Source organism: Mesobacillus campisalis (assembly GCF_000986785.1).
GTDB lineage: Bacteria > Bacillota > Bacilli > Bacillales > Cytobacillaceae > Mesobacillus_B > Mesobacillus_B campisalis.
The window spans coordinates 1-25,701 of record NZ_LAYY01000016.1 but is presented as its reverse complement, the minus strand read 5'-3'; the positions used below and the strand labels follow the sequence as shown (position 1 = coordinate 25,701).

The window sequence follows — 25,701 nt, the reverse complement described above, 5'->3', positions numbered from 1 at the left end:
TCACCCCATTGCTTTTAATTCAGTACATTCTGTTCTTGATAATATTTTTTCGCACCTGGATGAAGGGTTTCTGGATTAATGCCATCCAAAACAGTATCAAGGGTAAAATGCTTGGCTCGCTCTGGTATTTGTTTTTCAAACGCATCAATGTTGTCCCAGAATACCTTTGTCAGATTGTAGACGTAGTCCTCCTCCAGCTCCTTTTGGACTGTCAGCATGGACACAGTCGTATAGGTTTGGATTTCTTCGTCCTGGCCTTTGTAAACGCCAGCCGGGATGCTGTCAAATGATATACCAAACCCTTTTTGGCTGATGCTTTCCAGCTTATCCTGATCAATTGGCAGCACCTTCACTTGATTGGTCAATTCAATTTCCTGTAATGCAGGAATCGCTGGTGCACCACCGCCCAGGAATACATCGACATTGCCGTCTGCCATCATTGAAGCTCCGTCATTATAGCTTCCATAGGAAATTTTGCCGCCGGCAGCTTTTATTTTCTCTTCATCGATTCCATACTCTGCCATCATCCGCCAAAAGGCTACCGGTCCGCCGCCATCCTTCGGTCCAAGGAAGATGTGCTTGTCCACAATATCTTCAATTGAATTAATATCCTTGTTTTTTTCCAGAGTGGCAATAGTCTGGAATACAGGATATAAAGAAGCTACAGCTGCCACACTTTCAATCTTCTTGTTGAAGCTTCCCTCTCCCTTTATTGCATCAGCAAAGTCGGAAGTATAGTTGATGGCTGCTTCAACATCACCCACATCAAGCGACTTTAGATTCGCAGTTGAACCGCCTTCAATTTGCGAGGCGTTCAAGCCGCTAAAATTATCCATATAGATTTCGGACATGACGGTTGTAATCGGAAACCAGCCGGAACCCATAGGACCAGAGCCTATCCGCAAAAATTTGCTTGGGGCTGACAGCTTCCCTTCTTCTCCTGATGCTTTCTCACCGTTGCCAGATCCGCATGCCGCCAATATCAGTGATGTGCAAATCAGTAATAGTAAACTTAATTTAAGTTTTTCCAAACCAATTCCTCCTTCATTTATACATTCACTTGTTTGCCCGGGCTATCGACCAGCCTACGCTTTTGCCAGAAATAAACAACGGCAAACAGTGCAAGTCCAGCAATATCCGTTAACAGTCCAGGAATGACAAGAACTGCCGATGCGCTGAACAATAGAATACTTTGAATGAAATTTAAATCGTTGACCAAATAGCGTTCCATCGCTGCCGAGAAAAGGAAGCAGCTGAATAGGGCCGTTACAACGGCAAGAACAATTTCCAGTGCGTTTCCGCTTTGCATAAGGAGTTCCGGATTATAGACGAAAATAAACGGGAGGAAAAAGCCGCCTGCCCCGATACGGATCGCATAAAGAGCAGTAGCGTTCGGGTTTGACCCTGCAATTCCAGCTGTTGTATAGGCAGTTATGGCCACTGGAGGTGTCAACCCTGACAGCACCCCAAAATAAAAGACAAACATATGCGCCGCGATCAGGTTTACTCCAGCATCTGTAAGAGCGGGAACTCCAAGGACCGCCAGAATTACATAGGCTGAAACCGTGGGCATTCCCATCCCAAGTACAATGGAAGCAGCCGCAATTAGGAGGAGCAATGGGAATAATTGGCCGCCTGCAAGGTCAATGACAAATCTTGAAAAATTCAAGCCCAAACCTGTCAATGAAACCGCTCCGACGATAATTCCAGCTGTGGCACAGGCAGCTATGACAGCAAGAGCCCCCCTGATTCCATTTTCCAAAGCCGCAAGAATATCCAGGATATTCATTCTTGTTGATTTACGGATCCAACTGATGGCCACCGTCAGCAAAATAGCATAAAATCCAGCCTTCATTGGGCTGTAGCCGTAAACCATCAAACCAATAATGATGAGAATTGGGAGGAATAAATAGCCCTCCTTTAAAAGAATCTTCTTCGGATCAGGAAGCTGTTCCTTGGGGATGCCGGCTAATTTTAAGCGTTTTGCATGGAAATAGACGATAAATCCGGCAACTAAAAAGTAAATCACAGCGGGAATGAGCGCATATAATGCCAGCTTGATATAAGGAACCCCTGTAGCTTCCGCCATAATAAACACAGATGCTCCCATGATCGGCGGCATAATTTGGCCACCTTGAGAAGCCACTGCTTCTACCGCCGCAGAGAATTTTTTCGAATAGCCAAGCTTTTTCATCAAAGGAATCGTAAAGGAACCTGTAATTGCTGCATTGGCTGCGCCATTTCCGGTAATAGTTGAAACCAGCGCACTGGCTCCTACAGAAGATAAAGCCGGGCCTCCAGTTTTATTTCCCAAAGCACCAAAAGCAAAATTGGTGAAAAATTGGCCACCTCCCGATTTCATTAAAAATGAGCCGAATACAACAAAAAGTACGAGAATGGTAGAGCTGACATAGATAGGTGAACTAAAGATTCCTAATGTGCTATTAAACATCTGGTCAATCATTTTCCCATATCTTGCCCCCGGATGAGCCAGGATCCCCGGAAAGTATTGGCCAAAGAATATGTATACAAGGAAAAACAACCCAATCAGCATCATGAAAAAGCCGTTCGTTCTTCTTGTTGCTTCAAGAACGAGGGCAAGAAGCAGGGTTCCAAAAATCATGTCATTGGATCCGACATTCCCCTGCCTGCTTTGAATGCCTTCTGCACCAAAAATAATATAGGCTCCCACTGTTAAAGTGATTATCACAAAGATAATATCAACCGCTCCGAATTTACTCCCTTTTTTAAACGGAAACAAAAGGAAGATCAGCAGCAATGCCCAGACAACATGGATACTCCTTTGCTCCCATGAGGGCAGCGTCCCAAAGCCAGCAGTATATACATGGAAAACAGACATTCCAATCGCGAGGAGTGATATTATCAGCATTAAGATCCGTGATTTATTCCAGCCCTCTTTTCGCGATTGCCATAACTGTTCAACATAAGCCTGTTTCTCCTTAACGGTCGTATCAATTTTCTCCGGCCGCTGCGTCTGTTCCATTCTATTGCCTCCTTATCTGAATTTCGAAAGCCACTATAATGTGCTGCCGCCATCTACTGATAATACCTGGCCAGTCACAAAATCACTGGCTGGACTGGCAAAGAAAAGAGCAGCTCCCTGCAGGGCATGATCATCACCAATTCTTCCAAGCGGATTATGCTGCTTGATTTCTTCTCCCTTTTTGCTTAGGACGTGCTTGGTCATATCTGAAGGGAAAAAGCCTGGTGCAATTGCATTGACATATATATTATGCTGGGCCCATTTCCTGGCAAGATCTCGTGTGAAATGGTGGATGGCTGCCTTGCTTGTGCTGTAGCCAACCGCATTGAGCACTTCTGGAGGTTCCGCCTTAACCCCCGCAGCCGAACCGATATTGATGATTTTCCCGGTCCTTCGGGTAATCATATGTTTGCCGACTTCCCTGGTCATCAAAAAAGTTCCGGTCAAATTGACATTCATGACTTTTTGCCAGGCCTCAAGAGGCATCTCTTCGAATGCAGCCCCCCATGTTGCCCCGCTGTTATTGACGAGAATATCAACCTGACCAAAATCGCCAAGAACCTGTTCCACTACGGTTTTTACCTCATCCTCGCTTTGGATATTGCAGCCGTAGCCCATGGCCTTGATGTTATACTTATCGGCCAATTTGCCAGCGCTTTCCTGGCATGTTTCCCTTTTGCGTGAACAGATCGCGATATGACAGCCTGCTGAGGCAAAAGCTTCCGCTATCTGAAAGCCCAGCCCTTTGCCGCCCCCTGTAATAAAAGCTACTTTATTTTCAAGATTGAATAGGCCATTAATCATCTCATTACTTCCTTCATCAATTCTCTTCCAGAACTCTTCTGGCAATGATTAAGCGCTGGATTTCGTTTGTGCCTTCATAGATTTTGGTTATCCTTGCATCACGGTAAAAACGTTCCACTGGATAATCGGACACATATCCCATTCCGCCGTGGATTTGAACCGCTTTATCTGCTACCCGGTTGAATACTTCTGATGCAAACAGTTTTGCCATCGAAGCTTCCTTAATCACCCTTTTTCCTTCGTCCACCATATAAGCTGCTTTAAGGGTCAGCGTTCTTGCCGCTTCCGTTTCGGTGGCCATATCAGCAAGCATCCACTGAATTGCCTGATTGTCGGCAATTGGGCGGCCAAACTGGATTCTTTCTTTTGCGTACGATGCAGACAGCTCAATCAGTTTGTCACATGAGCCTACAGCTCTTGCAGCCAGTCCGATGCGGCCTTCGCTTAGAATCTTTAACGCTGACATATATCCCATTCCCACTTCCCCGATGACGTTTTCCTCGGGAACCTCACAATCTTCGAATATCAGCTGGGCAGTATAAGAGCCTCTTAAGCCCATCTTCTTATCCTGCTTGCCAATGCTGAACCCTGGGAAATCTTTTTCAACCAGGAAAGCAGTGATGCCGCCCTTGGCCCCCTTTTCCTTATCTGTCAGCGCAAATACTGTAAACACGTCTGCTACAGGTGCATTCGTGATAAAGTGCTTGGTTCCATTTAAAATCCATTTATTTCCGACTTTTTCAGCACGAGTTGATAAATTCGTAGCATCTGATCCTGCTCCAGGTTCAGAAAGCGCAAATGCAGCAATTTTCCTTCCGGCAGCCATATCCGGCAAATATTTTTGTTTTAAATATTCAGATGCCAGCTTCACAAGACCTGTACTCCCAATCCCTGTATGGGCACTGATCAGACTGACATAACCATTATGGGTACGGCCCAGCTGTTCTAGCACAACTGCTTTCCCGACAGCATTTAACCCTATGCCGCCATACTCCTCCGGAATACTGATTCCAAATAAACCTAACTCCTTGGCCTGTTCAATTAAATGCTGCGGAATTTGGTCCTCATCCTCAATCTGCTGGGCGAATGGTTCAACTTCCTTTTCAACAAAGTTCTTAACCATTTGCTTCATTTGTTCAATTTCCTGCGGCAAAGTTGCCAACATATGTATTTACCTCCTCCTATTTATATACTCATTAAATATGCAAGTAGCGTGCCAAAATTAGAAATGTACTTAAATCAATATTTTGAATATTTATCAATTTTAAAAAGATTCAAATATGAATTAATTAACCTGCCTTTTACCAGCGATTAGCCTTTAAGAGATGATTCAATAATGAATCGATGGATTCATTATTGAATCATCCCATAATAAAAACCACTATTAGGGAAAAATAGTGGTTTTTATTCTACTCATTCATTTTCAATTTATATTTTTTTAATTTCCTCACAATGGTTGGCTGGCTTGTTTTAAGTGCTTCGGCCATTTCATACGTATTGGAATACCTTTTTAATGCGAGCTGAAGAATCCTTTTCTCAGCAAGCTCTCCTGCTTCTTTCAATGTCATCATCTCATTAACCTGTATGGCTTCCTCCGTTGACTCCCGATATTCAGCAGGTAAATGTTCTGTCCTCAAGTCATTCTCTTCCGTAACAAGAACCAATCTTTCAATCAGGTTGGCCAACTCTCTCACATTTCCTGGCCAGCTATAGTGGCAGAAAAAATCATTTAAACTGGAGGTAGCTGTCTTTTTTCGGTTATACCTTGAATTCATCACCTCAAAGTAATAATTAACCAGCGGCAGGATATCATCTTTTCGTTCCGCAAGCCTTGGTATTGAGATAGGGACGACATTCAGGCGATAAAATAAATCCTCTCGAAACTCACCGAGAGCTACCATTTCTTTCAAATTCCGGTTTGTAGCAGCTATCAGCCTGACGTTCAGCTTTAGCGGCTTCGTGCCGCCTATCCGCTGCACTTCCCTTTCTTGAATTACTCTTAAAAGCTTTACCTGAAGCGCCAGGGGCAGCTCTCCTACCTCATCAAGAAAAAGGACTCCATTATTGGCAAGTTCAAACATGCCTGGCTTCCCTTTTGTATTGGCCCCCGTAAATGCCCCGCCAGCATACCCGAATAACTCAGACTCCAGCAAATCGGCTGGTATCGCCCCGCAATTGATTTTGATGAATTGTCCTTTGCGGCTTCGTTCGCTGTTTTCATAAATAAAACGAGCCAAAACATCCTTACCAGTGCCTGTTTCTCCAAGCATGAGGACAGTAGCATCCACATTCGCGACTCTTAAAGCAGTGTCATAAATCCTTTTAATTGAATCACTTCGGATAATGACTCCATGCGGCCAGACTGACTTTCCCTTCAGCCGCTCTATTTCCTTTTTGTAAGTGTCTTTTAATTGATTTGCTTCTTTTAGGGCGGCCTGAAGCTCATTCATCTCTGATAAATCCCGTATGTTTGTAACAATACCTTCAATCTCGCCTTTCTCGTTAAAAACGGGATTTCCCGTTAACAGCGTTTGTCGTCCCAAATAATTTTCCTGGACCAGTGAAACGGCCCGTCTTTTTTCAAGAACACGATGGGTGACTGAGTTTTTCAGAATGCCCCGCTTCAATAAATCGTCCACTTTTTTTCCAATATAGTACTCTTTCGGAATCCCAGTCAGCCTTTCAATTGCTGAATTTGTTTTTATCGTGATGCCGTCTTTATCAGTAATATAAATGCCATCATAGGAATTTTCGATAATTGCATCCAATTCACGGTTCAATTTTTTTGCTTCTCTCAGTTCTTCAACAAGCGAAGTGAGTTCAGAGGAAAATGTGCCGATAAAGACCCAATCCTGGGAGTCGGCACATTTATTCTTTATAAAAATGCAATCTTTTCCCTGGCAGGAAGCATGGATGATCTTCCCGCCCCGAAGCTCTGTCCAGCTGGTAAAAACATCCTTAATATTTTTACCGGTTATATCAGGACCTGGCATATATCTTAGCAGGATTTCATTGCTATAACGGATTATTCCCTCGTGAGAAGCGATAAACAGGGAAAATGGAAGTTTGTCGGTCATTACTGCCTCCATAAAGTCACCTCGTGCAGGATTTTAATAATCTTATAACTAAATAGAAAAGCCATTATTAAAGAGATAAACCGAAAGCAAAGAAACCCGGGAGCTTTCAGCGCTTGAAAAGGCTGACTCCGGGTTTCTGATGGCCTTAGCCCTGACTTGCGGAAATAGAGACTAGCAGTTGTTAACTTTTCAGTTTTATTTGTTGAAACTGGTAATGCAGGTCTGCCAACGCAGCAACGATTGCATTGGTCGCCTTTCCATAATAATGATGCTTCACCTCTTCAACCAGGTGATCGACCCCGTGCTGTATGCTGTGCCCCCGCAGCAGTCTCCCTATATAATCACGGCCATGCTCGGTCGCAAGCGTGCAGGAAGCTTCAAGGATGACCCCATACTTTCTCTCAAGTTCTACCGTAATTGTCAACGTATCATAAACATTCTTGGCAGCCATTCCGGCTGGCAGCCTCGAATGGCCTGCAACAAACATCGTTTCTGCCATCTGCCTTCACCTCTCCGAACCAGTTAGTACTAGTATTCGCGATAAAAGCGGCAGACTCCTGCCTATTCTAGTTTGATCTTGCTATTAATAAGCTTGGGACCCGACCTGGTGTCTCTTTTCCAGCGCATTCAGCCCGATTAAAACTCAGCTTTGGACTGTCTCTTTCTGTTCAAATGGCCAGGAAGGAAGAGGATTTGACAGGGGCTTATCTTCTCGATAGCCTAGCAGATATTCCGCTTGCATGACTGTGTGGATTTCCCTGGTACCTTCGTAGATGACAGGCGCTTTGCTATTTCGCAAAAATCTCTCAACAGGGTACTCATTGGAGAATCCATAGGCTCCATGAATCTGGACAGCATCATTCGCTGCTTCATTGGCGAAATCACAAGCCTGCCATTTTGCGAGAGAGGTTTCTCTCGTATTACGCTTGCCCTCATTCTTCAGGCAGCCTGCACTGAAAACAAGCAGCCTCGACATCTGGTAGCCAGCTTCCATTTTGGCAATCATCTGCTGGACGAGTTGATGTTTGCCGATTTCTTTGCCAAACGTCTTTCTTTCATGGCAGTATTTCACACTTTCTTCAATGCAGGCGCGAATCTGGCCAACTGCCCCTGCCGCAACAGTAAAGCGTCCATTATCCAATGCAGACATTGCAATCTTGAATCCTTCTCCTTCCTGGCCCAACAGGTTGTCTTTTGGTACCCGAACATTATCAAAGAACAGCTCCCCGGTATTGCCGGCGCGAATGCCAAGCTTGCCTTTGATTGCCCTGGAAGAGAAGCCAGGCATGGTCCGCTCGACAATAAATGCAGAAATCCCATGATGCTTTTTACTTTTATCCGTGTAGGCAAATACAAGAAAATGGTCAGCAACATCACAAAGGGATATCCATGTCTTCTGACCGTTCAGTATGTAGTGGTCACCGTCAAGTACTGCTGATGTCTGCATTGCTGCTACATCCGACCCAGCATTAGGCTCAGTCAATCCAAAAGCACCTACCTTTTCTCCTTTTGCCTGCGGGACAAGGTATTTTTGCTTTTGGGCTTCTGTTCCCCATTGAAGCAACGTTAGACTATTCAGTCCAGTGTGGACGGAAACGGCCGTACGGAATGCAGTATCTCCGCGTTCAAGTTCTTCACACACGATGGCAAGCGTGTTGTAATCCATTCCGCTTCCGCCATAGGCTTCAGGAATGCATACACCCATTAGACCAAGATCAGCCAGGCGCGTCAGAATGGAATTTTCAAAATGTCCTTTCTCATCCCACTCACGAATATAAGGGTTGATTTCCTTGTCGACAAAATCCTTTACCATCTTTTGAACCGATTGGTGTTCATCACTTAAATTAAAATTCAGCATTTTTTTCTCCCCTTTATTATTAGTAAAAACAATAAAGGCCAGCTGCAAATGGGAATGCAGCCGGCACTTGTCTGCGCTTTAATAAAACAGACTAGACAGCAATAAAACGTTTTCATTTGAAAGTATCGGCACACCAACCACTGGTCTTAAGAGGGCTAACTCGTTAGAAGGATTTTGGTGTTAATTCAAATTATACATACAGGAATTATAGTTGACAATAAATTTATCAAAAATTATGAAGATTTTATATTAATAGATTATCTCTTGCTCTCTTTTTCTATTTTCCGCAGAATAATAATATCAATAGCTTTTTAAAGTAGGAGGGAACAAGTTTGGAATATAGCATACAACCATTAGGAGATCATGCTGCCATTATTGAACTGGCCAAAGACCCATCACCTGAGGTTTTAAACACTATCTCCATGGTCGCCTCAGCCCTCGATGCAATCTCTCCAGAATGGATGATTGAGTATGTGCCGGCATTTACGACGATTTCTGTTTTCTACAGGCCAGAAAAGCTGCCGAGAGCTGAACCCGCTTCCCCTTATGATATGGTTTGCTCATACCTTCATTCCATGCTGCACAATATTAAGGCTGACTCTCCATCTCCTCCCAGAGTAGTCGAAATCCCGGTTTGCTATGGCGGCAAGTTTGGCCCCGATCTCCCATTTGTGGCAAGCTATAACGGGATCAGCGAGGAAGAAGTTGTCCAAATACATTCAAACGGGGAATATCTTGTGTATATGCTTGGCTTTGCTCCAGGTTTTCCTTATATTTGGGGCATGCCCAAGGTAATTGCTGCCCCCCGGAAAGACTCTCCACGCCAGCAAATTCCGGAAAGGTCCATTGGTATCGCCGGGCAGCAGACTGGAATATATTCTATTAAAACTCCTGGCGGCTGGCGGCTGATTGGCAGGACTCCGGTCGATCTTTTTGTTCCGGAAAAAAGTCCGCCAACCCTTTTGAAGCCGGGAGATAAAATCAAATTTAAAGCCATTGGCCATGATGAGTATCTGGAGATGAGGAGACTGAATCATGCTGAACATTCATAAGCCCGGCCTCCTCACGACCGTCCAGGACCCGGGACGCTTTGGATTTCAAAAATACGGGGTGATTGTTAGCGGAGCAATGGATTCTTTCGCCCTAAGGATTGCAAATGTCCTAGTGGGCAACGATGAAAACGAAGCAGCCTTGGAAATTACCCTGCTGGGTCCGGAAATCGAATTTACTGCTGATGCGCTCGTCAGCTTGTGCGGGGGAGATTTGTCTCCACGCGTGAACGGGAAATCAATCAGGATGTGGCGCCCGGTCTTTATAGAGCAGGGAAGCGTCCTTAGTTTCGGGGCAGCGAACCAAGGTATCAGGACATATTTGGCGGTTGCCGGGGGGATAAATGTACCGCCTTCACTCGGCAGCAAATCAACCTATCTCAGGGCAACATTGGGCGGTTACTGTGGCCGGCCTTTGAAAACAGGAGACCATGTGAAAGTCAGCTCGCCAGGCTGTCTGGCTAAAAGCTTAATAAAACATTTGTCACAAACCTTGGCAGATGGGTATGCAGAGGCTGACTGGGCTGTATCAAACATGTTTAGCTTTCCGTCTTCAGACCGGCTGGCGATACGGGTCATAAAGGGAAGGCATTTTGATTTATTCACCCTAGAAAGCAAGGCTGCATTTTTCAATGAACCATTTGTCATCACCCCTCAATCAGACCGGATGGGATACCGGCTAAAAGGTCCGGACCTCGGCCTCGGCCATCCAGAGGAAATGCTATCGGAAGCAGTATGTTATGGGACAATCCAGGTTCCCCCAGGGGGACAGCCAATTATTCTGCTTGCCGACAGGCCCGCTACTGGCGGCTACCCAAAAATAGCTGAAATCGCTTCGGTGGATTTTCCGGCAATCGCCCAGGCTAAGCCGGGAGACCATCTATTCTTTGAGTTGATTTCTGCTAAACAAGCACAGCTTCTTCTCCTGCAAAAGGAGGCGATGTTACGTCAGGTAAAACAAGGAATACAGTTGAAATTCAGGGAGGTGAAGATAGATGATGAAAGTGGATTTGAACTGTGATATCGGTGAGAGTTTCGGTGCCTATTCGCTTGGCAACGATGAAGAACTTCTTTCCCATGTTACATCTGCGAACATTGCCTGTGGATTTCACGCAGGCGACCCTTCAACCATGAGGAAAACGGTTCGAATGGCGCTGAAAAAGAATGTAGCCATTGGTGCTCATCCGGGATTGAAGGACCTTGAGGGGTTCGGAAGAAGGGAAATGCAAATCAGCCCTCAGGAGGCCCACGATCTGGTAACCTATCAAATCGGGGCATTATATGCCTTTGTGAAATCCGAAGGAGCTTGTTTGCAGCATGTGAAACCGCATGGCGCGCTGTACAATATGGCCGCAAGGGATGCGAATCTAGCAGAAGCAATTGCCAAGAGCGTCTATAAAATCGATCCTGGCCTAATCCTTTTGGGCCTTGCCAATAGTGAATTGATTAAAGCAGGGACCAGGCTGGGCCTTCGGACGGCCAATGAAGCATTTGCTGACCGAACCTATCAGGAAGATGGCAGTTTGACTTCGAGAAAAACACCTAATTCCGTACTCGAAGATGATAAAAAGGCTGTAAAGCAGGTGATGGATATGCTTAGGAAGAATGAAGTCATTTCAATTCAGGGCACACCCGTACCAATCACGGCTGAAAGCATCTGTCTCCATGGAGATGGAGCAAAAGCAGCTGCGTTTGCGAGGCAAATTCGCCATTCATTGGAGCTAGCTGAAGTTAGGGTTGAAAAACTGGGGAGTTTCGTATAAACCTCCCCCGCTATCTGGATTACACTTTAGGGTTATAACCCTTGCAGGAAAAGCGTAGCTGTCATATATTTTTTGGCCAGGGATTGATAATGAGCACAAAACACGGTAAGGGCCGCAGTAACCAGGACATTTTGGACTATTTCTTTCTGCGCGTCTTCCAGGCTTGGGAACTTGTTCACATGTTCCCAAGCTGATTCCTGAATCTCCATTTCCATTACCAGCTTCCGGGACTGTCCTTCTCCACCGCAGCTATCATGCTGCAGCTTATCAAAAATGGCCGCATATGCCGAATACAAGTGCAGCGGATCAACCATATCATCGGAGCGGTCGGCCGGATTGTTAAAAATCAATTTAAGGATTTTCCGGATCGAATCGAAATCAAGGGAAGCCTTGAGGTCTTCTACGATAAACAGGGTGGCAGCCTGCTCAATGGTATATTTCTTTCCATGCTGAGGCGTTCCAATAAGCTCTTTCACATCCCTTTTCACCCAATTCTGTACCGTTGTGGAGGATAAATGGCTAAATTCAATCTGATTTCCAAGCTGGACTATTTCATTTAAGGAAAAGCCAACACAATGATTTTCTGCTTTTAATAATTTTTCAAAAATCGGAGGAATTTGTGTATCAATGAAGGCCGGAAGAGTCTTTCCCTCTATGAGTTCCTTCGTATGGGCATTCGCCCAAGCTTCCTGTAGCACCCTTTTGGGAGCCTTTGCACTAGCTCCCTTTAAAGCCAAAAGGAACTCCGCCATATCTTTTCTTGAAAGCTGAAACAATTCCACTTTAATCAACCCCTAGAATATCTGCAACTGTAACTGACTTCATCCTAAATCTTTCCTTGTTTATAGTCAATGGGTTACTCCTATGGCTATGTTGTAAAAAAAAATATTGAAACTACAGTCTGGAAAAACTATAATATAATCATACGATAAGTTCATATGAACCCAAAAATAATTTAAAAAAAGGTGAGATAGTGGGAAAAAGAATCTTCTATTTTTTGTTAACCAACGTTCTAGTATTGGTCACCATCAGTATTATTTTCTCCTTGATTGGAGGCGGTAACTACATCAATGAACAGGGCGGAATAGACTACGCTTCCCTGCTGGTCGTCAGTGCGGTGATTGGGTTCACTGGCTCTTTCATCTCGCTGGCAATGTCACGCTGGATGGCTAAAAAGATGATGAATGTCCGTGTCCTCCATCCTGAGGGGCCATTGGCTCAACATGAGAAAGAAATCGTCGATAAGGTGCATCGTCTATCAAGGGCGGCAGGCCTCACTCATATGCCGGAAGTTGGCCTCTATGACGCTGCTGAAGTAAACGCCTTTGCCACAGGCCCGTCCAAAAAGCGGTCCTTGGTAGCTGTCTCCACCGGGCTGCTGCAGGAAATGGATGACGACGCAGTCGAAGGTGTCATTGCCCACGAGGTTGCCCATATCGCGAATGGAGACATGGTGACGATGACATTGCTGCAAGGCGTCGTAAATACTTTCGTCGTATTCCTTGCACGCATTGCCGCCTGGGGAGTTTCCCGTTTTGTCAGGGAAGATTTGGCGCCGGTCGTCCATTTCATTGCGGTCCTCGTCTTCCAAATCGCCTTTTCGATTCTCGGCAGCCTTGTGGTGTTTGCGTATTCAAGACATCGTGAGTACCATGCCGACAAAGGCGGTGCCGACCTCGCGGGAAGGGACAAAATGGTCCATGCCTTGAAGACACTGAAGGCTTACTCAAACCGGATCAACGAGGATGACCAGGATACCATTGCGACTTTGAAAATCAATAACAAAGGCAAGTCCATGCTGTTCTCTACCCATCCCGACCTGGACGAGCGAATCAGACGTTTAAGCATGTAAATTGGCTGTAATAAGTAAAACCTGGTTTCTGCCACAGATTCCAGGTTTTTTTATGTATTTTCCACCTGTCAATCCATGAGCGGTGAACATGTCCCACCCTTTCTCTTCCCTTCATTTTTAAAAGCTCCCCAGGAATAGGACTAAAACTTCAGTCATACATTTTCCAGAAGGTTATGCACAAGGGTACCAAAGGGGGAAGATTGGAGATGTTGATTAAGCATCAGATGATCAGCAAACAGGATGTCCGATATTGTGATGAAACCTTTTCTCTTGGTCAGGCTCTAAGCTTTTTAAATGAAACCGGGTTTCGCTGCGTGCCTGTCCTTGACAAGTCCCACACCTTGTATAAAGGTAACATCTATAAAGTTGATATTTTGGAATATAGAGAAGGACGCTCGCTTGATGAACCAATTGGATTGCTTGTTACCGATCAAGAGACGGCTATAATGGAGAATGAATCTTTCCTGCAAGCCTTTTTTACGCTTAAACGATTCCCATATCTCCCTGTGGTGAAGGAGAACGGACAGTTTGCCGGCTTGCTGACTCATGCGGCTGTCCTTGAACTATTGGAGGAAGCTTGGGGTCTTCACAGAGGAAGCTATACGCTCACCATAGGCAGTTATGGAACAAGAGGCACACTTGCGAAAATGACAGCCATCATCAGCAAATACAGCGATATACAAGGTGTTATCACCCTTGATTCCTCCAGCTACCATGCCAGCCTTATTCGAAGAGTGCTTTTTACGCTCCCCAAAAATACGCCAATGGAAACACTGGAGAAAATTAAACAGCAGCTGGACAAAAATGGCTGCAGGGTCATAGGGGTAGAATATCATTAAAACCACAAATAAAGCGGCCGTATATGGGCCGCTTTCACTTTAGCTTGTTCGAGCCTTTTTTCCAGCATGCACTTTGTCAGGAAGCTCTTCCGCTTGCTTGGCACGCTTCATAAAGAAAGCCAGAACAAGGGCTGCAATTGAAATTACAGCGGAAACCAGGAAAGCATCGTTGATTCCCTCCAGCATCGCCTTCATCATGATTTGCTGCTGCAGTTCAGCCGCTGGCTGGGCTGAGGATTGCAGCGCCTCTTCTGTCAGCCGCGCTGCATAAACTTCTGTGCGGGTGGACATGACCGTAACCAGCAACGCTGTTCCAATCGCTCCCGATACATTTTGAAGGGTGTTGTTCATGGCGGTCCCATGGGGATAAAGGCGGGTTGGGAGCTGGTTCAAGCCATTGGTCTGGACTGGCATCATAACCATGGCCATACCAAGCATCCTGACTGCATGGACAACAGCCAGATAGGCATAGGAAGTCTCGACCGTTAAAATGCTCAGCATATAAGTAGTAATTGTCATAATAAATAATCCGGTGACAGCCAAGATCCGTCCCCCGAACTTGTCAAATAAACGGCCAGTAACAGGAGACATAAAAGCATTCAAGAGCGCTCCCGGCAGCATCATTAATCCAGCTTCCATTGGAGAAAACCCGCGGATTGTCTGGACATAGATGGGAATCAGCAGCATACCGGAAAACATTGCCATTGTAATCGTCATGGAAATCACCGATGACAGAGTAAACATCGGATAGCGATAGACACTGAAATTAAGCATGGGCCGTTCAAGCTTTGATTGACGAAGGACAAAGGCGGTCAAAGAGATAACGCCAATGATGATCGTTAAATACACATATGGACTGCTCCATCCTTTGCTTCCGGCAGAACTGAACCCATAAAGCAATCCCCCAAAACCAAGGCTTGACAAGACTAACGATACGACGTCGAGATGGATATCGACTTTTTCCTTTTTATCCTTAAGCAAGATAAAGCCTAGCAATAATATGACCACCGCGATTGGTGTGACAAAGTGGAACAGCATCGGCCAATCATAATGCTCAATGATCCAGCCCGAAAGCGTCGGGCCAATAGCAGGTGCAAACATCAGGATGAGGCCGAAAACTCCCATGGCGGTTCCCCGCTTTTCAATTGGAAAGCTTACAAGCATCACATTCATGAGCAGCGGCATCATAATCGCCGACCCGGAAGCCTGCAGCATCCGTGCAGCCAGCAGGACTGGAAAGATTCCGGCAGCACCAGCGATAATCGTTCCGGCTGTGAATAGGCCCATTGCAATTAAAAACAGCCTTCGTACAGAATATTTTTCAATTAAAAAAGCTGTCGCCGGAATCATAATTCCATTTATCAGCATATAGCCTGTTGTCAGCCATTGAACTGTCGCAGTATCGACTTCCAGATCCGTCATGATGGACGGAAGCGCGATATTGAGCAGAGTGTTATTTAAAAAAGCAATAAAGGCGCCAATCATTAACACCGAAAGAATTCCATACGGTGGACGGCCCGCCCTATTGGTTGTATTCTCCATTTTGTTTCCCCCATAGACATTTAGTCCATTATTTTGTACCATCATTTCATCCAGAGATTATCATATACCAACAGTTCATTTATTGCAATTGGAAAATACATTGTTTTTAAAGGGTTTGTATATACTTTCAATTTCACGTATTATAACAATTGGACAGGCAGTTCAAATTTGAAGGGTGATTATATGAACGACAGAAAACAGCATGTACTGAGAATGGCACACCAATTATTTATTGAAAAGGGATTTCAAGCCACATCCATTCAGGATATTCTGGATTACAGCGGGATTTCCAAAGGGACCTTTTATAATTATTTCTCTTCTAAAAACGAATTATTAATCTCCCTTTTTAAATCCATACACAGCCAGCTGGACAAGGAACGGAATGAACTGCTGATTGGCAAGGATCCATCTGATATTGAAGTGTTCATAAAACAAATCGAACTTCAGCTGCAGACCCATAGAAGCAATAGGCTTATCTCCCTGTTTGATGAAGTCGTTTACTCTCCTGATGAGGAGTTAAAGGTGTTCTTTAAACAAAACCAATTACGGGCGGTTCGGTGGCTTTACAGGCGGTTTATTGATATCTTCGGAGAGAGCAGCAAACCCTACTTGCTGGATTGTTCCATCATGTTTATCGGAATTCTTCATAATAACCTCAAATTCCACGCGATGGCTTATGATTCAACAGACCTTTATAAGATCGTCCGCTATAGCGTGGAGCGGCTGGTGAAAATAGTCAGCGATGTTACCGAAGCGGATGCCCAACTGATTCCGCCAGGAGTTCTGAACAGCTGGTTTCCGAATAGCGGAGATGGCAGCCATTCAATAAAGCAGGAACTTTGCAGGACGGTACTACGCATGAAGAAAAGCTCGTCAAATGCACAAGAAAAGGGAAAATACCTGGAATTGCTGAATTTCATTCAAGATGAGCTCCTCCATGCAAACACACCGCGAATTTATCTTGTGAACAGCGCCATCTCCACCCTGCAGGCCGGAAAAACCATCTTCGCTGAAACTGATATGAAGAAGCTTAAAAACCTCGCAGAATCCATAGCTGCAGGAAAGAAGGAATAAAATATATTAAAAAGCCAAATCGGTTTAGATTTGGCTTTTCTCCAGAAATATACCTTTACTTGCTTAAAAACGTTTGCGGCATTAGAACGGCCACCACTTCTCCACGTGCACAAAGAGCATCCCCGGCGAATACCTCTGCCTCCACCTTCCATTTCTTCGGGTGAATTTCCTCTACTCTCCCCACAGCTTTAAGGGGAATATTTTGAGGAGTCGGTTTTATAAAGTCGACGTGCAGGGAGGCAGTAACAAATCTTGGCGGCTCTGCGCCATCTCCAGGCTCATGCCCATTTTTACGGTGCAAGGCCAGGGCCGCAGAACCCGTTCCATGGCAATCAATCAACGAAGCCATCACACCTCCGTACACATACCCTGGCAATGCCATATGTTTTTCTTCGGGAGTGTAAATAGTCAAAGTTTCATCTCCTTGCCAGCCAGTCCGAATTTGAAGGCCTTCCTGGTTTAGCCGGCCACATCCATAACACCAGGCAAATTCATCAGGATAATCGTCCTGGATGGCAGCTACTACTTTTTCTCCCATAACTCTCACAACCTCCCAAATTAGTAATTCTAATCCTTTAATTGTGCAAGAATCGGAAAAAGCTCCTCTAAATGCTTGATTTCATATGTTGGAATCACTTCATTCCGTTCTTTGCCGTGCCGGTTGATCCACACTGACTTGATTCCTGCCCGGTTCGCGCCAAGAATGTCCGTCATCAAGTTATCTCCCACCATCAGAACTTCTTCCGGTTTCAGGCTCATTAACATAAGAGCATGTTCAAAAATGCCTGGATCCGGTTTTCCCTTACCATAGTCACCCGATATGACAATCTGGTCAAAATAAGGAACCAACTCGGATGTAATTTCCAGCTTGGTTTTTTGAAGATCGGGTGAACCATTGGTCAAAAGCAAAAGCTGATATTTTCCTTGTAAATCATCAAGAATTTCGAATGTTTCTTCGTAAACAAACGGAGCTTTTCTTCGTTCCATTGGAAAAGTCTCTGCCAACTCGCGGGCAAATTGCGGCTCGTCCACTCCCATTTTCTTTAATCCAGCTCTCCACGCCTCTTGCCGGTAAGCCGGAACAATCTCCTTCATTTTCCGGAACTCTTCATGATCATCAAGAAAATTCCCCCATAGCCCTTCAAACGGATTAATCCCAATCATCTGGGTAAAAGGAAATATATCATAAGAAGAATACAGGGCTGCCGCCTCATTCCTTACGTGCTCCTCAAGCTTGGCAGCATCCACTCCATAGCGCTCTTCCGCCAGTTTGCAGGTTGTTTCAAAAGCGGTTTTTACACTTTTTTGGTCCCATAGCAGCGTATCATCCAAGTCAAAAAAAATAGCTTTGATCATTCTAATCCCCACTCCATTTTATGTTATTGCAAGTTTTTAATAGTTTACCATTTTTGAATTTTAAAAAATAGCGAAAACCAAAAATAGTCGCTGCCTGTATGGCTGTGTAAACTAAAAACGTTTAAATTTGTTCTGGAAAGGTAGAGTATAAAAGGCAGCTTTTTATGCAATTGCAGCAAAGGAGGAATAGTCATGCATTTAGATAGCTTTATCAATCAAAAAATCCAAATTCGCCTGAAAAATTTTCCAGAGTATCTTGTCGGCCCTGTCACAGGAATCTTCGACCCGGATGCCTGGTATCTTGTTAAGTTGATAAAAACAGAGAACATGGGCATCTGGGTTGAAAATCCATGCCATAAAAGAGTAAAAGTCCAGGAGGAAGACGGAACCCCAATCCCCGAAGAAAAGCAGCAAGAAGAAGAATGCACAACAAATCTTCTAATCCGCTGGGATTATATAGGTTCTGTGATTACCTTTCCAAACGACACAACCCTTGGCCTGGATAAAAAAGCAAAATTAATTGGATTCCGCCTTTAACTTTTCGGCTCAAAGCGTGGCTTTGGGCCTTTTTGACGGCCACTGATAGGTGATATGATAAACCTATCCCACACTTGGAGGAATATGAATGGAAAACCGAAAGATGATTATTACACATGATATTGAAGCAAACCTTCTCGCCGAAATACAGGAACTAGTCCCGCAATGGAACATAATCGCACAGAGAAATCCTGATGCCTGGCTGGCCCACTTGAACAGTGCTGAAATCATTGTCGGCTGGAAAAAGGAAATCAGCGAAGCACTGAATTCCGATTCCCCCCTCCGGTGGGTACAATCCTGGAGTGCCGGCGTTAACAGCATGCCTTTAAAAAAGATGGAAGAAATGAATGTAATCTTAACCAGCGCCAATGGAGTACATGCCTATCCTATATCAGAAACCATTTTTGCCTTGATGCTCGCCCTTACCAGAAATATACATATGTATGTAAAAAACCAGCTGAACAGGAAATGGCATCATTCAGGGCTGAAATTGGAGCTTCATGGCAAGACCATCGGCATCATTGGAGTAGGGGCGATTGGGCTGGAAACGGCAAAAATTGCGAAAGCTTTTGGCATGGAAGTTATAGGAATCCGCCATTCCGGGAACCCTGAAAAAAATGTAGATGAGATGTACTTGCCGAAGCAGCTGGATGAGGTGCTGCCTCGCTGTGACTATGTAGTGGTAACACTCCCTCTGACCAGCGAGACCAGCGGCCTGTTTGGCAAGGAACAATTCGCTTTAATGAAAACAACCTCCATATTTATAAATATTGGCCGTGGAGCCATTGTTAAAGAGAATGAACTAATAAGCGCGCTTTCAAATGGCGAGATTGCCGGCGCTGGCCTGGATGTTTTCGAAAAAGAACCATTAAACGAGGACAATCCTCTTTGGGATATGGACAATGTGATCATTACCCCCCATACCGCGGGATCAACGGAACATTATGCAAAGCGTGTTCTCCAGGATATATTCATCCCCAACTTAAAAGCATACTGTGATGGAAAAGTTCCTTCTATCAATTTGGTTGACTACAAAAAGGGGTACTAGTTTTCTGCTATATCCGGCTTTCCAGTAGCCAATGAAGGAACCAGGGAACCTGCGGCTAAAAGAAAGGCAAGCAGCCAGTTGGCTGCTTGCCTTTCTTTGTTTATAAGAGTGCTTCTGCTAATTCAGGTAATCAAGTAGGGCTGGGCAATGGTTGGCAAAGTGATTTCCACCGTTGTGCCTTCATTAACCCTGCTGTTAATGTCAAGTTTTCCATTATGGCTTTCAATAATTTTAAAACAAGTCATTAGTCCCAAGCCGGTTCCCTTTTCTTTTGTTGTATAAAAAGGCTCTCCAAGAGTCGGAATCCTTTCCTGGGGGATTCCTATTCCCTGGTCGATTATTTGGACCGAAATACTCCCTTCATCCTTCCTTACCACCCTGACATCAATATTTCCACCCTCTGGCATTGCCTCGATGGCATTTTTCAGCAGATTGAGAATTACTTGTTTAAACTGATTCGCTTCACAGCTAACCAAGGGCAAGTCCCTGTCAAATTCCACGAAAATCTGGACGTTGTTTAAAATTGACTGGGTATTGATGAGGGTGACCACATCTTTGATCAGGACTTTAATATCATGTTCCATAAAGACGGCAGCACTGGGCTTGGCCAAAATCAGGAACTCGCCGACGATTTCATTGATTCTCTCCAGTTCAGCCAGGACAATGTCATAATATTCTCCTTTAAGGCTGTTTGATTTGAATAACTGAATGAACCCTTTGATGGAAGTAAGCGGGTTTCGGATTTCATGGGCTATGCCTGCAGCCATCTGTCCCAGGAGAGCCAGCTTTTCCGATTTTTGGAGCAGGCGTTCCGTTTCCTGTTTTCTCTCGGTTATATCTTTTCCAATAGTCAAGATTGCTTCTTTGCCGCCCAAAGTTATTGCAAGGGAAGAAGCCTCAAAAAAGAACTTTGACCCATCCAGCCGCTTAAGCCTATGCTCGATATTGGTCAGCGGGCCGCGCAGCTTGATGGCCTGGTCGATCCTCGCCCGCATCCTTCCTTCATATTCACTATCGGCGTATAGGAATATTGACTTTCCGATCAGCTCGTCCTTGCTGGCTGAACCAATCATCGCAACCGCTGCTTTGTTTACAAAGACAATTTGATAATCACGGTGGATAATGACAGATTCAGGCAGGGAGTCTATCAAGGTCTTATAGCTTTCTTCGCTTGCCCTCGCTTTTTTCTCCAGACTCCGCATTCGGTCATATTGCCAGCCAACAAGCCAGGCAATTAAAGTAAAGATGATAAAATCGATTGTAAAAAAAGGCTCCTGATGGAAAAACCATTGATGTGCAGTGAACAAAATCGAAATCAAAACCAGGGTAATCTGTCCCGTTTTAACCATTTCATTGCCCTCATAACTTGATATATTTCCTATATCATAGCATTAAACGGTTCAAACAGATATCGAAAATTCAGGTAAAAAATCTCAATTTTTCTTGAAAAGGTCCATGACATTCTTGCCATCGTCCTTTTTGAACAGTTGAATATCCGACAGTGCCTGCTGCAGGTTCGCCCTTGTTACTTGCTTGCTGAAATCCAGTCCCAGGCTCACTACAGTTTGGGCAATCTCAGGACGGATTCCTGTAACAATTGTTTGGACACCTAAAAGTTTCAAGGCATCCATCACTTTGAAAATCTGGTCGGCAACCATGGTATCTACCATAACAACTCCAGAAAGGTCAAGAATCAGGTTGGAGAGCTTCAAACGCTCTGCTTCCTTTAAGGTTTCCTCCATCAGCAAATGTGCCCTCTCTGTATCCACATCACCAACAAGCGGCAGGATGGCCACTCCTTTTGACAACGGTACGACTGGTACGGATAATTCCAGGAAAGCACTCTTCGCACTGTCCAGGGTCTTTTTATAGAAGGAGACAAAGGTTAGGCTAAAGCAATAAACTGCATGATCGATAAGCGGGTCAATCACTCTCGAAACAGCAAATGCGGTCTTAATCGATACGTTTTGGGACAGCATTTCTTCCTCCAGCGCATCATGGAGGAATTTCCTGTAATTGCTTGTGTCTTTCAATGCTTCATCCAGCGAAAATCCGTTATTATAAGTGAATTCCGCTGTTTCTATAGCCCATTTTTCTATATCGTCATAAGCTTTATCTTTATCTACACCATTATTCTTAAGCGCTTCAGCAAACATATGGATAAATTCCGCGCGGACTTCGATGATCTCTGATTCCTGCATGGTTGATATCTGTTTCAATTGTTCGGGAGAGGCCTGTTCCATGCTCTCCAAATGGACTTTTTTTGCTATTGCGGTTTTCCGTTCGGAAATTTTTTCACCTAAAAGTATTAGTTCCTTGTTCATATAATCCTCCGAGACATGAGTGTTTAATTTAAAATAAAAATATCATGGTTGAAAGAAAAACAACCAAGATCAATTAGTTGCATTGTTCGCATAAAGAGACATTTAATTATACCCGATTTTTCACCCTATAAACCTTCTTTACTTCTTTATGACAGAAAAAAAGCGTGCCACCGGGGCACGCCTTTTTTCTATTGTTCCTGCTTATGGTTATAAATTTCAATTGCGGCTATTTCCTCTTTGCCACAATGCTCACACTTCAACGGTTCACCGGTAAAGCCCATACATGATTTGCAATAATGTTTTGTCATCACTAGATTCTCCTCTCGGTAAAATGAAAACAGAATTTTCTAAATTATATATGCCACCAAGCATTCAATTTCCTGCTAAATGTCTGAAATATTTTCTCTTTTCACACAAATGCCCATTCCAATTCCGTTTTTTCTTGGCAGATAACTCTGTTGCTTTTTATTTCCCAAATTTTTTTCATCCTAAACTCCTCCTGCCTGGCCCTTTTATTCCACATCCATTTCCCTGCACATCCTATACAAAAAGCAGAAAATTCATTATAATTCATTTAACAAGGGGTCAGGCACCCTTTATTGCTTTAGTGAACAAACGAGGGGGCGTCGACAACTTATGCGAGTCAATGGAATCGATAGAAACACACTGCTTGTTATTGGAATTATTTTTGTGGCGTTTAATTTAAGGCCGGCCATTACGTCTGTGGGACCTCTCATTGGTTTTATCCGGGATGACCTGGAAATATCGAATGGCATGGCTGGGCTCCTTACGACGGTTCCGCTTCTCGCCTTTGCTTTTATATCGCCATTTGCGCCTAAAATCGCACAGAAATTCGGAAATGAGCTAAGTGTGTTAATTGGGCTGTCCCTATTGGGAGCAGGAATAATCATTCGGTCCACTGGTTTTTTATTTTTATTGTATTCCGGCACCATTCTCATTGGGCTGGGAATTGCCCTTTGCAATGTTTTGCTTCCCGGGATTGTAAAACAAAACTTTCCAGGCAGGCTTGGGTTCATGACAGGAATCTATACTTTTTCCATGGCTGTTTGGGCTGGGCTGGCCCCGGGGCTAAGCGTTCCTCTTGCCCATCATTTAAATTTAGGCTGGAAGCTATCGCTTGGGTTATGGTTGTTCCTCATTTTTATCGCCTTGTTTTTTTGGAGTCCGCAAGTAAGGGGAAAAGCAAGTCCGAGTGTACAATATGGAACAAAACAAATCCCTGCTTCCATCTGGTCATCGCCAATCGCCTGGCAGGTGACCATCTTTATGGGCATGCAATCAATGGTGTATTTTAGCATGACTGCCTGGCTTCCTGAGATACTGACCAGCAAGGGAATCGGGATTGCGATGGCCGGCTGGATGGTTACCCTTATGCAGTTCTCCGGGCTTCCTGCCAATTTTTATATCCCTGTATTAGCCGACCGCCTCGAGAATCAAAAAGGCATTGCCTTGGGAATTGGGCTATTCTCTCTTGCTGGGCTAACTGGCCTTCTATTGGGTAAAAATACCCTGATTCTTGTATTTAGCATCATTTTAATAGGTATTTCCCTTGGGGCAGCCATTAGCCATGCCTTAACCTTGATCGGGCTTCGCGCCGCCAATGCCGAACAAGCCTCCAGCTTGTCCGGGATGGCCCAGTCCGTAGGGTATTTGGTTGCAGGAATCGGCCCGATTGCAATCGGGATTCTCTTTGACATCCTTCATGCGTGGACTGTTCCATTAATCATGCTTATAGGGGTTACCGTACTTTTCACATTAGCTGGAATCGCAGCCGGTCGTAACCAATATGTTTTTGATACTGTAAAAAGTCAAAAACAAGCTTCTCTTCATTAATAAATATTTGCGATGAACAATATAGAACAGCCCGGGATATCTCCCGGGCTGTTCGTTTGGACAAGCTATTAAATAAAAAAGTCTTTTTTTATCTTCTATAGACACTTCTCGATCTTGCTGCATCAAATAATAAGGCTAATGCAGTTACTATATGCATAATCATTCCCACAACAGGAATCCAGCCGATAACAGAAGTTACGATCCCCAAAACACTTCCATATTTGTTCTGGATCTCCTTAAAAGAAAAGAACAGCGTGACAATATGAAGGATCAGCATAATAAACAGCGGCGTCCAGCCATTGCTGATGATAAAAGCCCCTCCCAGAAAAGGAATTCCCAAGAGAGCTTCAAAAACTCCGGTAAACCATTTTAACGTGGTAGCCGTACCCATTCCCTCCACCTCCATTACATCATTAACTTCATTGTACTATGGAACAGCCTTTAAACGCTTGGATGTGGCATAAAATTTTTATTTTTATTAGCCAAACAATTGTTATTTCCCTTTAAATAAGGATATAATTGATAGTACTAAACATCGAATATTATGTAAAATAACATGTTCATGTTTAGGCATAAAGCCATGACAATGTTCCACTGTATATAAAACCAAATTAATGCGGAAGGTGATAAAATTATGACAGAAAATCAGGATAAAAACAATTTATCTGTAGATTCAACTGTATCTTTAAAAGGAATAGTCAAGGCCATATTTAAAGATACCATCCACGTCCAAATTGGCGGCAAAATTATCACTCTACCGATATCGGGGACGGATTCCAAGAATTTATCCCTCTAAGCTGCCAATTATTACAAAAACAAAAACATCCTCTGGTGTTCACGACATTCCTGAGGATGTTTTTTTGGTACAAAAAAAAGCCAGCATCCAAGCTGACTCTTTTATGACCCGTACGGGATTCGAACCCGTGTTACCGCCGTGAAAGGGCGGTGTCTTAACCGCTTGACCAACGGGCCGGTCTAACCCGACATTGAATGGTGGGCCTAAATGGACTCGAACCATCGACCTCACGCTTATCAGGCGTGCGCTCTAACCAGCTGAGCTATAGGCCCATAATGTCTAGTTTCGGCAATGGAGCGGGTGATGGGAATCGAACCCACTACATCAGCTTGGAAGGCTGAGGTTTTACCAGTAAACTACACCCGCATATTAATGAGCCTGGCAGCGTCCTACTCTCACAGGGGGAAACCCCCAACTACCATCGGCGCTGAGAAGCTTAACTTCCGTGTTCGGCATGGGAACGGGTGTGACCTTCTCGCCATCACCGCCAGACTATTTTATTTGAAATGAGGGTTGTTCCCTCAAAACTGGATAATGCATTTCAGAAGGTTTGCAATTACGAGTATCGTTCTTGTCCAGCTCCGGCTCCTAGCCTCTCGAGTCACTTCGGTCCATCATTTGAAGTCAATGAACGACTTCAATTGCTGGCCCTCCAGCGCTGGTCGAGGCTGTACACTAAGGAATACTTCTAAGAGTAATCCTCACAGGAACAAGCTGTGCTTGTTCCGAGTCGCCTCCGCTTTTCAATTAGGTTAAGTCCTCGATCGATTAGTATCAGTCAGCTCCACACGTCACCGCGCTTCCACCTCTGACCTATCAACCTGATCATCTCTCAGGGATCTTACTAGCTTGACGCTATGGGAAATCTCATCTTGAGGGGGGCTTCATGCTTAGATGCTTTCAGCACTTATCCCGTCCGCACAT

24 protein-coding genes, 3 tRNA genes and 2 rRNA genes are annotated in these 25,701 nt (G+C 44.5%); 10 read left to right on the top strand and 19 right to left on the bottom strand.

Annotated features, from left to right (window positions below; genetic code table 11):
- Nucleotides 1-14 precede the first annotated feature (14 nt).
- From WQ57_RS14705 to WQ57_RS14675, 7 genes are all read right to left on the bottom strand, one after another.
- The gene (locus WQ57_RS14705; protein WP_046524543.1) at nt 15-1,031 is read right to left on the bottom strand and encodes a TAXI family TRAP transporter solute-binding subunit; all 1,017 of its coding nucleotides are present in this window, start codon (nt 1,029-1,031) and stop codon (nt 15-17) included.
- A 17-nt stretch (nt 1,032-1,048) separates the two neighbouring features.
- Nucleotides 1,049-3,004: a TRAP transporter permease gene (locus tag WQ57_RS14700; protein WP_046524542.1), complete on the bottom strand. Its 1,956-nt coding sequence runs from the start codon at nt 3,002-3,004 to the stop codon at nt 1,049-1,051.
- 33 nt (nt 3,005-3,037) lie between these two features.
- On the bottom strand, nt 3,038-3,808 hold the full coding sequence (locus WQ57_RS14695; RefSeq protein ID WP_046524541.1) for an SDR family oxidoreductase: 771 nt from the start codon (nt 3,806-3,808) through the stop codon (nt 3,038-3,040).
- Nucleotides 3,809-3,824: 16 nt separating this feature from the next.
- The gene (locus WQ57_RS14690) at nt 3,825-4,973 is read right to left on the bottom strand and encodes an acyl-CoA dehydrogenase family protein (RefSeq protein WP_046524540.1); all 1,149 of its coding nucleotides are present in this window, start codon (nt 4,971-4,973) and stop codon (nt 3,825-3,827) included.
- Nucleotides 4,974-5,217: 244 nt separating this feature from the next.
- Entirely contained in the window at nt 5,218-6,897 is a 1,680-nt protein-coding gene (locus WQ57_RS14685; RefSeq protein WP_046524539.1) for a sigma-54 interaction domain-containing protein, read from the bottom strand.
- Nucleotides 6,898-7,066: 169 nt separating this feature from the next.
- On the bottom strand, nt 7,067-7,384 hold the full coding sequence (locus WQ57_RS14680; protein ID WP_046524538.1) for a DUF3870 domain-containing protein: 318 nt from the start codon (nt 7,382-7,384) through the stop codon (nt 7,067-7,069).
- Nucleotides 7,385-7,528: 144 nt separating this feature from the next.
- Nucleotides 7,529-8,743 carry an acyl-CoA dehydrogenase family protein gene (locus WQ57_RS14675; RefSeq protein WP_173427563.1) on the bottom strand — a complete coding sequence of 405 codons (1,215 nt, stop codon included), beginning with the start codon at nt 8,741-8,743 and terminating at the stop codon, nt 7,529-7,531.
- 332 nt (nt 8,744-9,075) lie between these two features.
- Here WQ57_RS14675 and pxpB point away from each other — a divergent pair, with 332 nt between their 5' ends.
- The 3 genes from pxpB to WQ57_RS14660 are packed head-to-tail and all read left to right on the top strand — an operon-like array spanning nt 9,076 to nt 11,555.
- A complete protein-coding gene (gene pxpB, locus WQ57_RS14670) occupies nt 9,076-9,795 on the top strand; it encodes a 5-oxoprolinase subunit PxpB (RefSeq protein ID WP_046524537.1) in 720 nt (239 codons plus the stop codon).
- Nucleotides 9,779-10,813 (top strand): 5-oxoprolinase subunit C family protein, encoded by a 1,035-nt coding sequence (locus tag WQ57_RS14665; protein WP_046524536.1) that lies wholly within the window; start codon nt 9,779-9,781, stop codon nt 10,811-10,813. The genes pxpB and WQ57_RS14665 overlap by 17 nt, the downstream gene beginning before the upstream one ends.
- Nucleotides 10,788-11,555 (top strand): LamB/YcsF family protein, encoded by a 768-nt coding sequence (locus WQ57_RS14660; RefSeq protein WP_046524535.1) that lies wholly within the window; start codon nt 10,788-10,790, stop codon nt 11,553-11,555. The genes WQ57_RS14665 and WQ57_RS14660 overlap by 26 nt, the downstream gene beginning before the upstream one ends.
- A 32-nt stretch (nt 11,556-11,587) precedes the next feature.
- On the opposite strand, the gene WQ57_RS14655 is transcribed toward WQ57_RS14660, so the two are convergent.
- The gene (locus WQ57_RS14655) at nt 11,588-12,337 is read right to left on the bottom strand and encodes a DUF1836 domain-containing protein (RefSeq protein WP_046524534.1); all 750 of its coding nucleotides are present in this window, start codon (nt 12,335-12,337) and stop codon (nt 11,588-11,590) included.
- A gap of 191 nt (nt 12,338-12,528) precedes the next feature.
- Here WQ57_RS14655 and htpX point away from each other — a divergent pair, with 191 nt between their 5' ends.
- A complete protein-coding gene (gene htpX, locus WQ57_RS14650) occupies nt 12,529-13,407 on the top strand; it encodes a protease HtpX (RefSeq protein ID WP_046524533.1) in 879 nt (292 codons plus the stop codon).
- A 206-nt stretch (nt 13,408-13,613) separates the two neighbouring features.
- On the top strand, nt 13,614-14,246 hold the full coding sequence (cbpA, locus tag WQ57_RS14645) for a cyclic di-AMP binding protein CbpA (protein WP_046524532.1): 633 nt from the start codon (nt 13,614-13,616) through the stop codon (nt 14,244-14,246).
- Between the two features lie 39 nt (nt 14,247-14,285).
- Here cbpA and WQ57_RS14640 read toward each other — a convergent pair whose 3' ends face one another.
- Nucleotides 14,286-15,788: a DHA2 family efflux MFS transporter permease subunit gene (locus WQ57_RS14640; protein WP_046524531.1), complete on the bottom strand. Its 1,503-nt coding sequence runs from the start codon at nt 15,786-15,788 to the stop codon at nt 14,286-14,288.
- Nucleotides 15,789-15,971: 183 nt separating this feature from the next.
- Here WQ57_RS14640 and WQ57_RS14635 point away from each other — a divergent pair, with 183 nt between their 5' ends.
- Nucleotides 15,972-16,862, top strand: coding sequence for a TetR/AcrR family transcriptional regulator (locus WQ57_RS14635; protein ID WP_046524530.1), 891 nt, complete (start codon nt 15,972-15,974; stop codon nt 16,860-16,862).
- Nucleotides 16,863-16,917: 55 nt separating this feature from the next.
- Here WQ57_RS14635 and WQ57_RS14630 read toward each other — a convergent pair whose 3' ends face one another.
- Both WQ57_RS14630 and WQ57_RS14625 read right to left on the bottom strand, forming a co-directional pair.
- Nucleotides 16,918-17,400 (bottom strand): PaaI family thioesterase, encoded by a 483-nt coding sequence (locus tag WQ57_RS14630; RefSeq protein WP_046524529.1) that lies wholly within the window; start codon nt 17,398-17,400, stop codon nt 16,918-16,920.
- A gap of 29 nt (nt 17,401-17,429) precedes the next feature.
- The gene (locus WQ57_RS14625) at nt 17,430-18,218 is read right to left on the bottom strand and encodes an HAD family hydrolase (protein ID WP_046524528.1); all 789 of its coding nucleotides are present in this window, start codon (nt 18,216-18,218) and stop codon (nt 17,430-17,432) included.
- Nucleotides 18,219-18,410: 192 nt separating this feature from the next.
- Between WQ57_RS14625 and WQ57_RS14620 the strand changes: the two genes are divergently transcribed.
- Entirely contained in the window at nt 18,411-18,755 is a 345-nt protein-coding gene (locus tag WQ57_RS14620) for a hypothetical protein (RefSeq protein WP_046524527.1), read from the top strand.
- Nucleotides 18,756-18,843: 88 nt separating this feature from the next.
- The gene (locus tag WQ57_RS14615) at nt 18,844-19,803 is read left to right on the top strand and encodes a D-2-hydroxyacid dehydrogenase (protein WP_046524526.1); all 960 of its coding nucleotides are present in this window, start codon (nt 18,844-18,846) and stop codon (nt 19,801-19,803) included.
- 122 nt (nt 19,804-19,925) lie between these two features.
- Here WQ57_RS14615 and WQ57_RS14610 read toward each other — a convergent pair whose 3' ends face one another.
- The gene (locus tag WQ57_RS14610) at nt 19,926-21,152 is read right to left on the bottom strand and encodes an ATP-binding protein (protein ID WP_046524525.1); all 1,227 of its coding nucleotides are present in this window, start codon (nt 21,150-21,152) and stop codon (nt 19,926-19,928) included.
- Nucleotides 21,153-21,236: 84 nt separating this feature from the next.
- Nucleotides 21,237-22,127 (bottom strand): STAS domain-containing protein, encoded by an 891-nt coding sequence (locus WQ57_RS14605; RefSeq protein WP_046524524.1) that lies wholly within the window; start codon nt 22,125-22,127, stop codon nt 21,237-21,239.
- Nucleotides 22,128-22,763: 636 nt separating this feature from the next.
- On the opposite strand from WQ57_RS14605, the gene WQ57_RS14600 reads away from it, so the two are divergent.
- Nucleotides 22,764-23,981 carry a CynX/NimT family MFS transporter gene (locus WQ57_RS14600; RefSeq protein WP_046524523.1) on the top strand — a complete coding sequence of 406 codons (1,218 nt, stop codon included), beginning with the start codon at nt 22,764-22,766 and terminating at the stop codon, nt 23,979-23,981.
- Between the two features lie 88 nt (nt 23,982-24,069).
- Here the strand turns inward: WQ57_RS14600 and WQ57_RS14595 are convergent, their stop codons facing one another.
- Nucleotides 24,070-24,372, bottom strand: a complete 303-nt coding sequence (locus WQ57_RS14595; RefSeq protein ID WP_046524522.1) for a hypothetical protein — start codon at nt 24,370-24,372, stop codon at nt 24,070-24,072.
- A 243-nt stretch (nt 24,373-24,615) separates the two neighbouring features.
- Between WQ57_RS14595 and WQ57_RS27030 the strand changes: the two genes are divergently transcribed.
- Nucleotides 24,616-24,777 carry a hypothetical protein gene (locus WQ57_RS27030; RefSeq protein WP_173427562.1) on the top strand — a complete coding sequence of 54 codons (162 nt, stop codon included), beginning with the start codon at nt 24,616-24,618 and terminating at the stop codon, nt 24,775-24,777.
- 104 nt (nt 24,778-24,881) lie between these two features.
- Here the strand turns inward: WQ57_RS27030 and WQ57_RS14590 are convergent.
- From WQ57_RS14590 to WQ57_RS14570, 5 genes are all read right to left on the bottom strand, one after another.
- Nucleotides 24,882-24,953 (bottom strand) — tRNA-Glu (locus WQ57_RS14590).
- A gap of 19 nt (nt 24,954-24,972) precedes the next feature.
- Nucleotides 24,973-25,049 (bottom strand) — tRNA-Ile (locus tag WQ57_RS14585).
- A gap of 20 nt (nt 25,050-25,069) precedes the next feature.
- A tRNA-Gly gene (locus tag WQ57_RS14580) sits at nt 25,070-25,143 on the bottom strand.
- 10 nt (nt 25,144-25,153) lie between these two features.
- Nucleotides 25,154-25,269: ribosomal RNA gene (gene rrf, locus WQ57_RS14575) — 5S ribosomal RNA — on the bottom strand.
- Between the two features lie 256 nt (nt 25,270-25,525).
- Nucleotides 25,526-25,701 (bottom strand): 23S ribosomal RNA (locus WQ57_RS14570); the annotation flags it as partial.

Excerpts from the sequence above, each read along its gene's own strand:
- WQ57_RS14600 (WP_046524523.1), top strand. The coding sequence starts at position 22,764 with ATGCGAGTCAATGGAATCGATAGAAACACACTGCTTGTTATTGGAATT.
- WQ57_RS14605 (WP_046524524.1), bottom strand. The coding sequence starts at position 22,127 with ATGAACAAGGAACTAATACTTTTAGGTGAAAAAATTTCCGAACGGAAA.
- WQ57_RS14690 (WP_046524540.1), bottom strand. The coding sequence starts at position 4,973 with ATGTTGGCAACTTTGCCGCAGGAAATTGAACAAATGAAGCAAATGGTT.
- WQ57_RS14660 (WP_046524535.1), top strand. The coding sequence starts at position 10,788 with ATGATGAAAGTGGATTTGAACTGTGATATCGGTGAGAGTTTCGGTGCC.
- WQ57_RS14680 (WP_046524538.1), bottom strand. The coding sequence starts at position 7,384 with ATGGCAGAAACGATGTTTGTTGCAGGCCATTCGAGGCTGCCAGCCGGA.
- WQ57_RS14685 (WP_046524539.1), bottom strand. The coding sequence starts at position 6,897 with ATGGAGGCAGTAATGACCGACAAACTTCCATTTTCCCTGTTTATCGCT.
- WQ57_RS14615 (WP_046524526.1), top strand. The coding sequence starts at position 18,844 with ATGGAAAACCGAAAGATGATTATTACACATGATATTGAAGCAAACCTT.
- WQ57_RS14625 (WP_046524528.1), bottom strand. The coding sequence starts at position 18,218 with ATGATCAAAGCTATTTTTTTTGACTTGGATGATACGCTGCTATGGGAC.
- WQ57_RS14635 (WP_046524530.1), top strand. The coding sequence starts at position 15,972 with ATGAACGACAGAAAACAGCATGTACTGAGAATGGCACACCAATTATTT.
- cbpA (WP_046524532.1), top strand. The coding sequence starts at position 13,614 with ATGTTGATTAAGCATCAGATGATCAGCAAACAGGATGTCCGATATTGT.
- WQ57_RS14620 (WP_046524527.1), top strand. The coding sequence starts at position 18,411 with ATGCATTTAGATAGCTTTATCAATCAAAAAATCCAAATTCGCCTGAAA.
- WQ57_RS14630 (WP_046524529.1), bottom strand. The coding sequence starts at position 17,400 with ATGGGAGAAAAAGTAGTAGCTGCCATCCAGGACGATTATCCTGATGAA.
- WQ57_RS14675 (WP_173427563.1), bottom strand. The coding sequence starts at position 8,743 with ATGCTGAATTTTAATTTAAGTGATGAACACCAATCGGTTCAAAAGATG.
- WQ57_RS27030 (WP_173427562.1), top strand. The coding sequence starts at position 24,616 with ATGACAGAAAATCAGGATAAAAACAATTTATCTGTAGATTCAACTGTA.
- WQ57_RS14695 (WP_046524541.1), bottom strand. The coding sequence starts at position 3,808 with ATGATTAATGGCCTATTCAATCTTGAAAATAAAGTAGCTTTTATTACA.
- WQ57_RS14700 (WP_046524542.1), bottom strand. The coding sequence starts at position 3,004 with ATGGAACAGACGCAGCGGCCGGAGAAAATTGATACGACCGTTAAGGAG.
- WQ57_RS14665 (WP_046524536.1), top strand. The coding sequence starts at position 9,779 with ATGCTGAACATTCATAAGCCCGGCCTCCTCACGACCGTCCAGGACCCG.
- WQ57_RS14610 (WP_046524525.1), bottom strand. The coding sequence starts at position 21,152 with ATGGTTAAAACGGGACAGATTACCCTGGTTTTGATTTCGATTTTGTTC.
- WQ57_RS14595 (WP_046524522.1), bottom strand. The coding sequence starts at position 24,372 with ATGGGTACGGCTACCACGTTAAAATGGTTTACCGGAGTTTTTGAAGCT.
- WQ57_RS14640 (WP_046524531.1), bottom strand. The coding sequence starts at position 15,788 with ATGGAGAATACAACCAATAGGGCGGGCCGTCCACCGTATGGAATTCTT.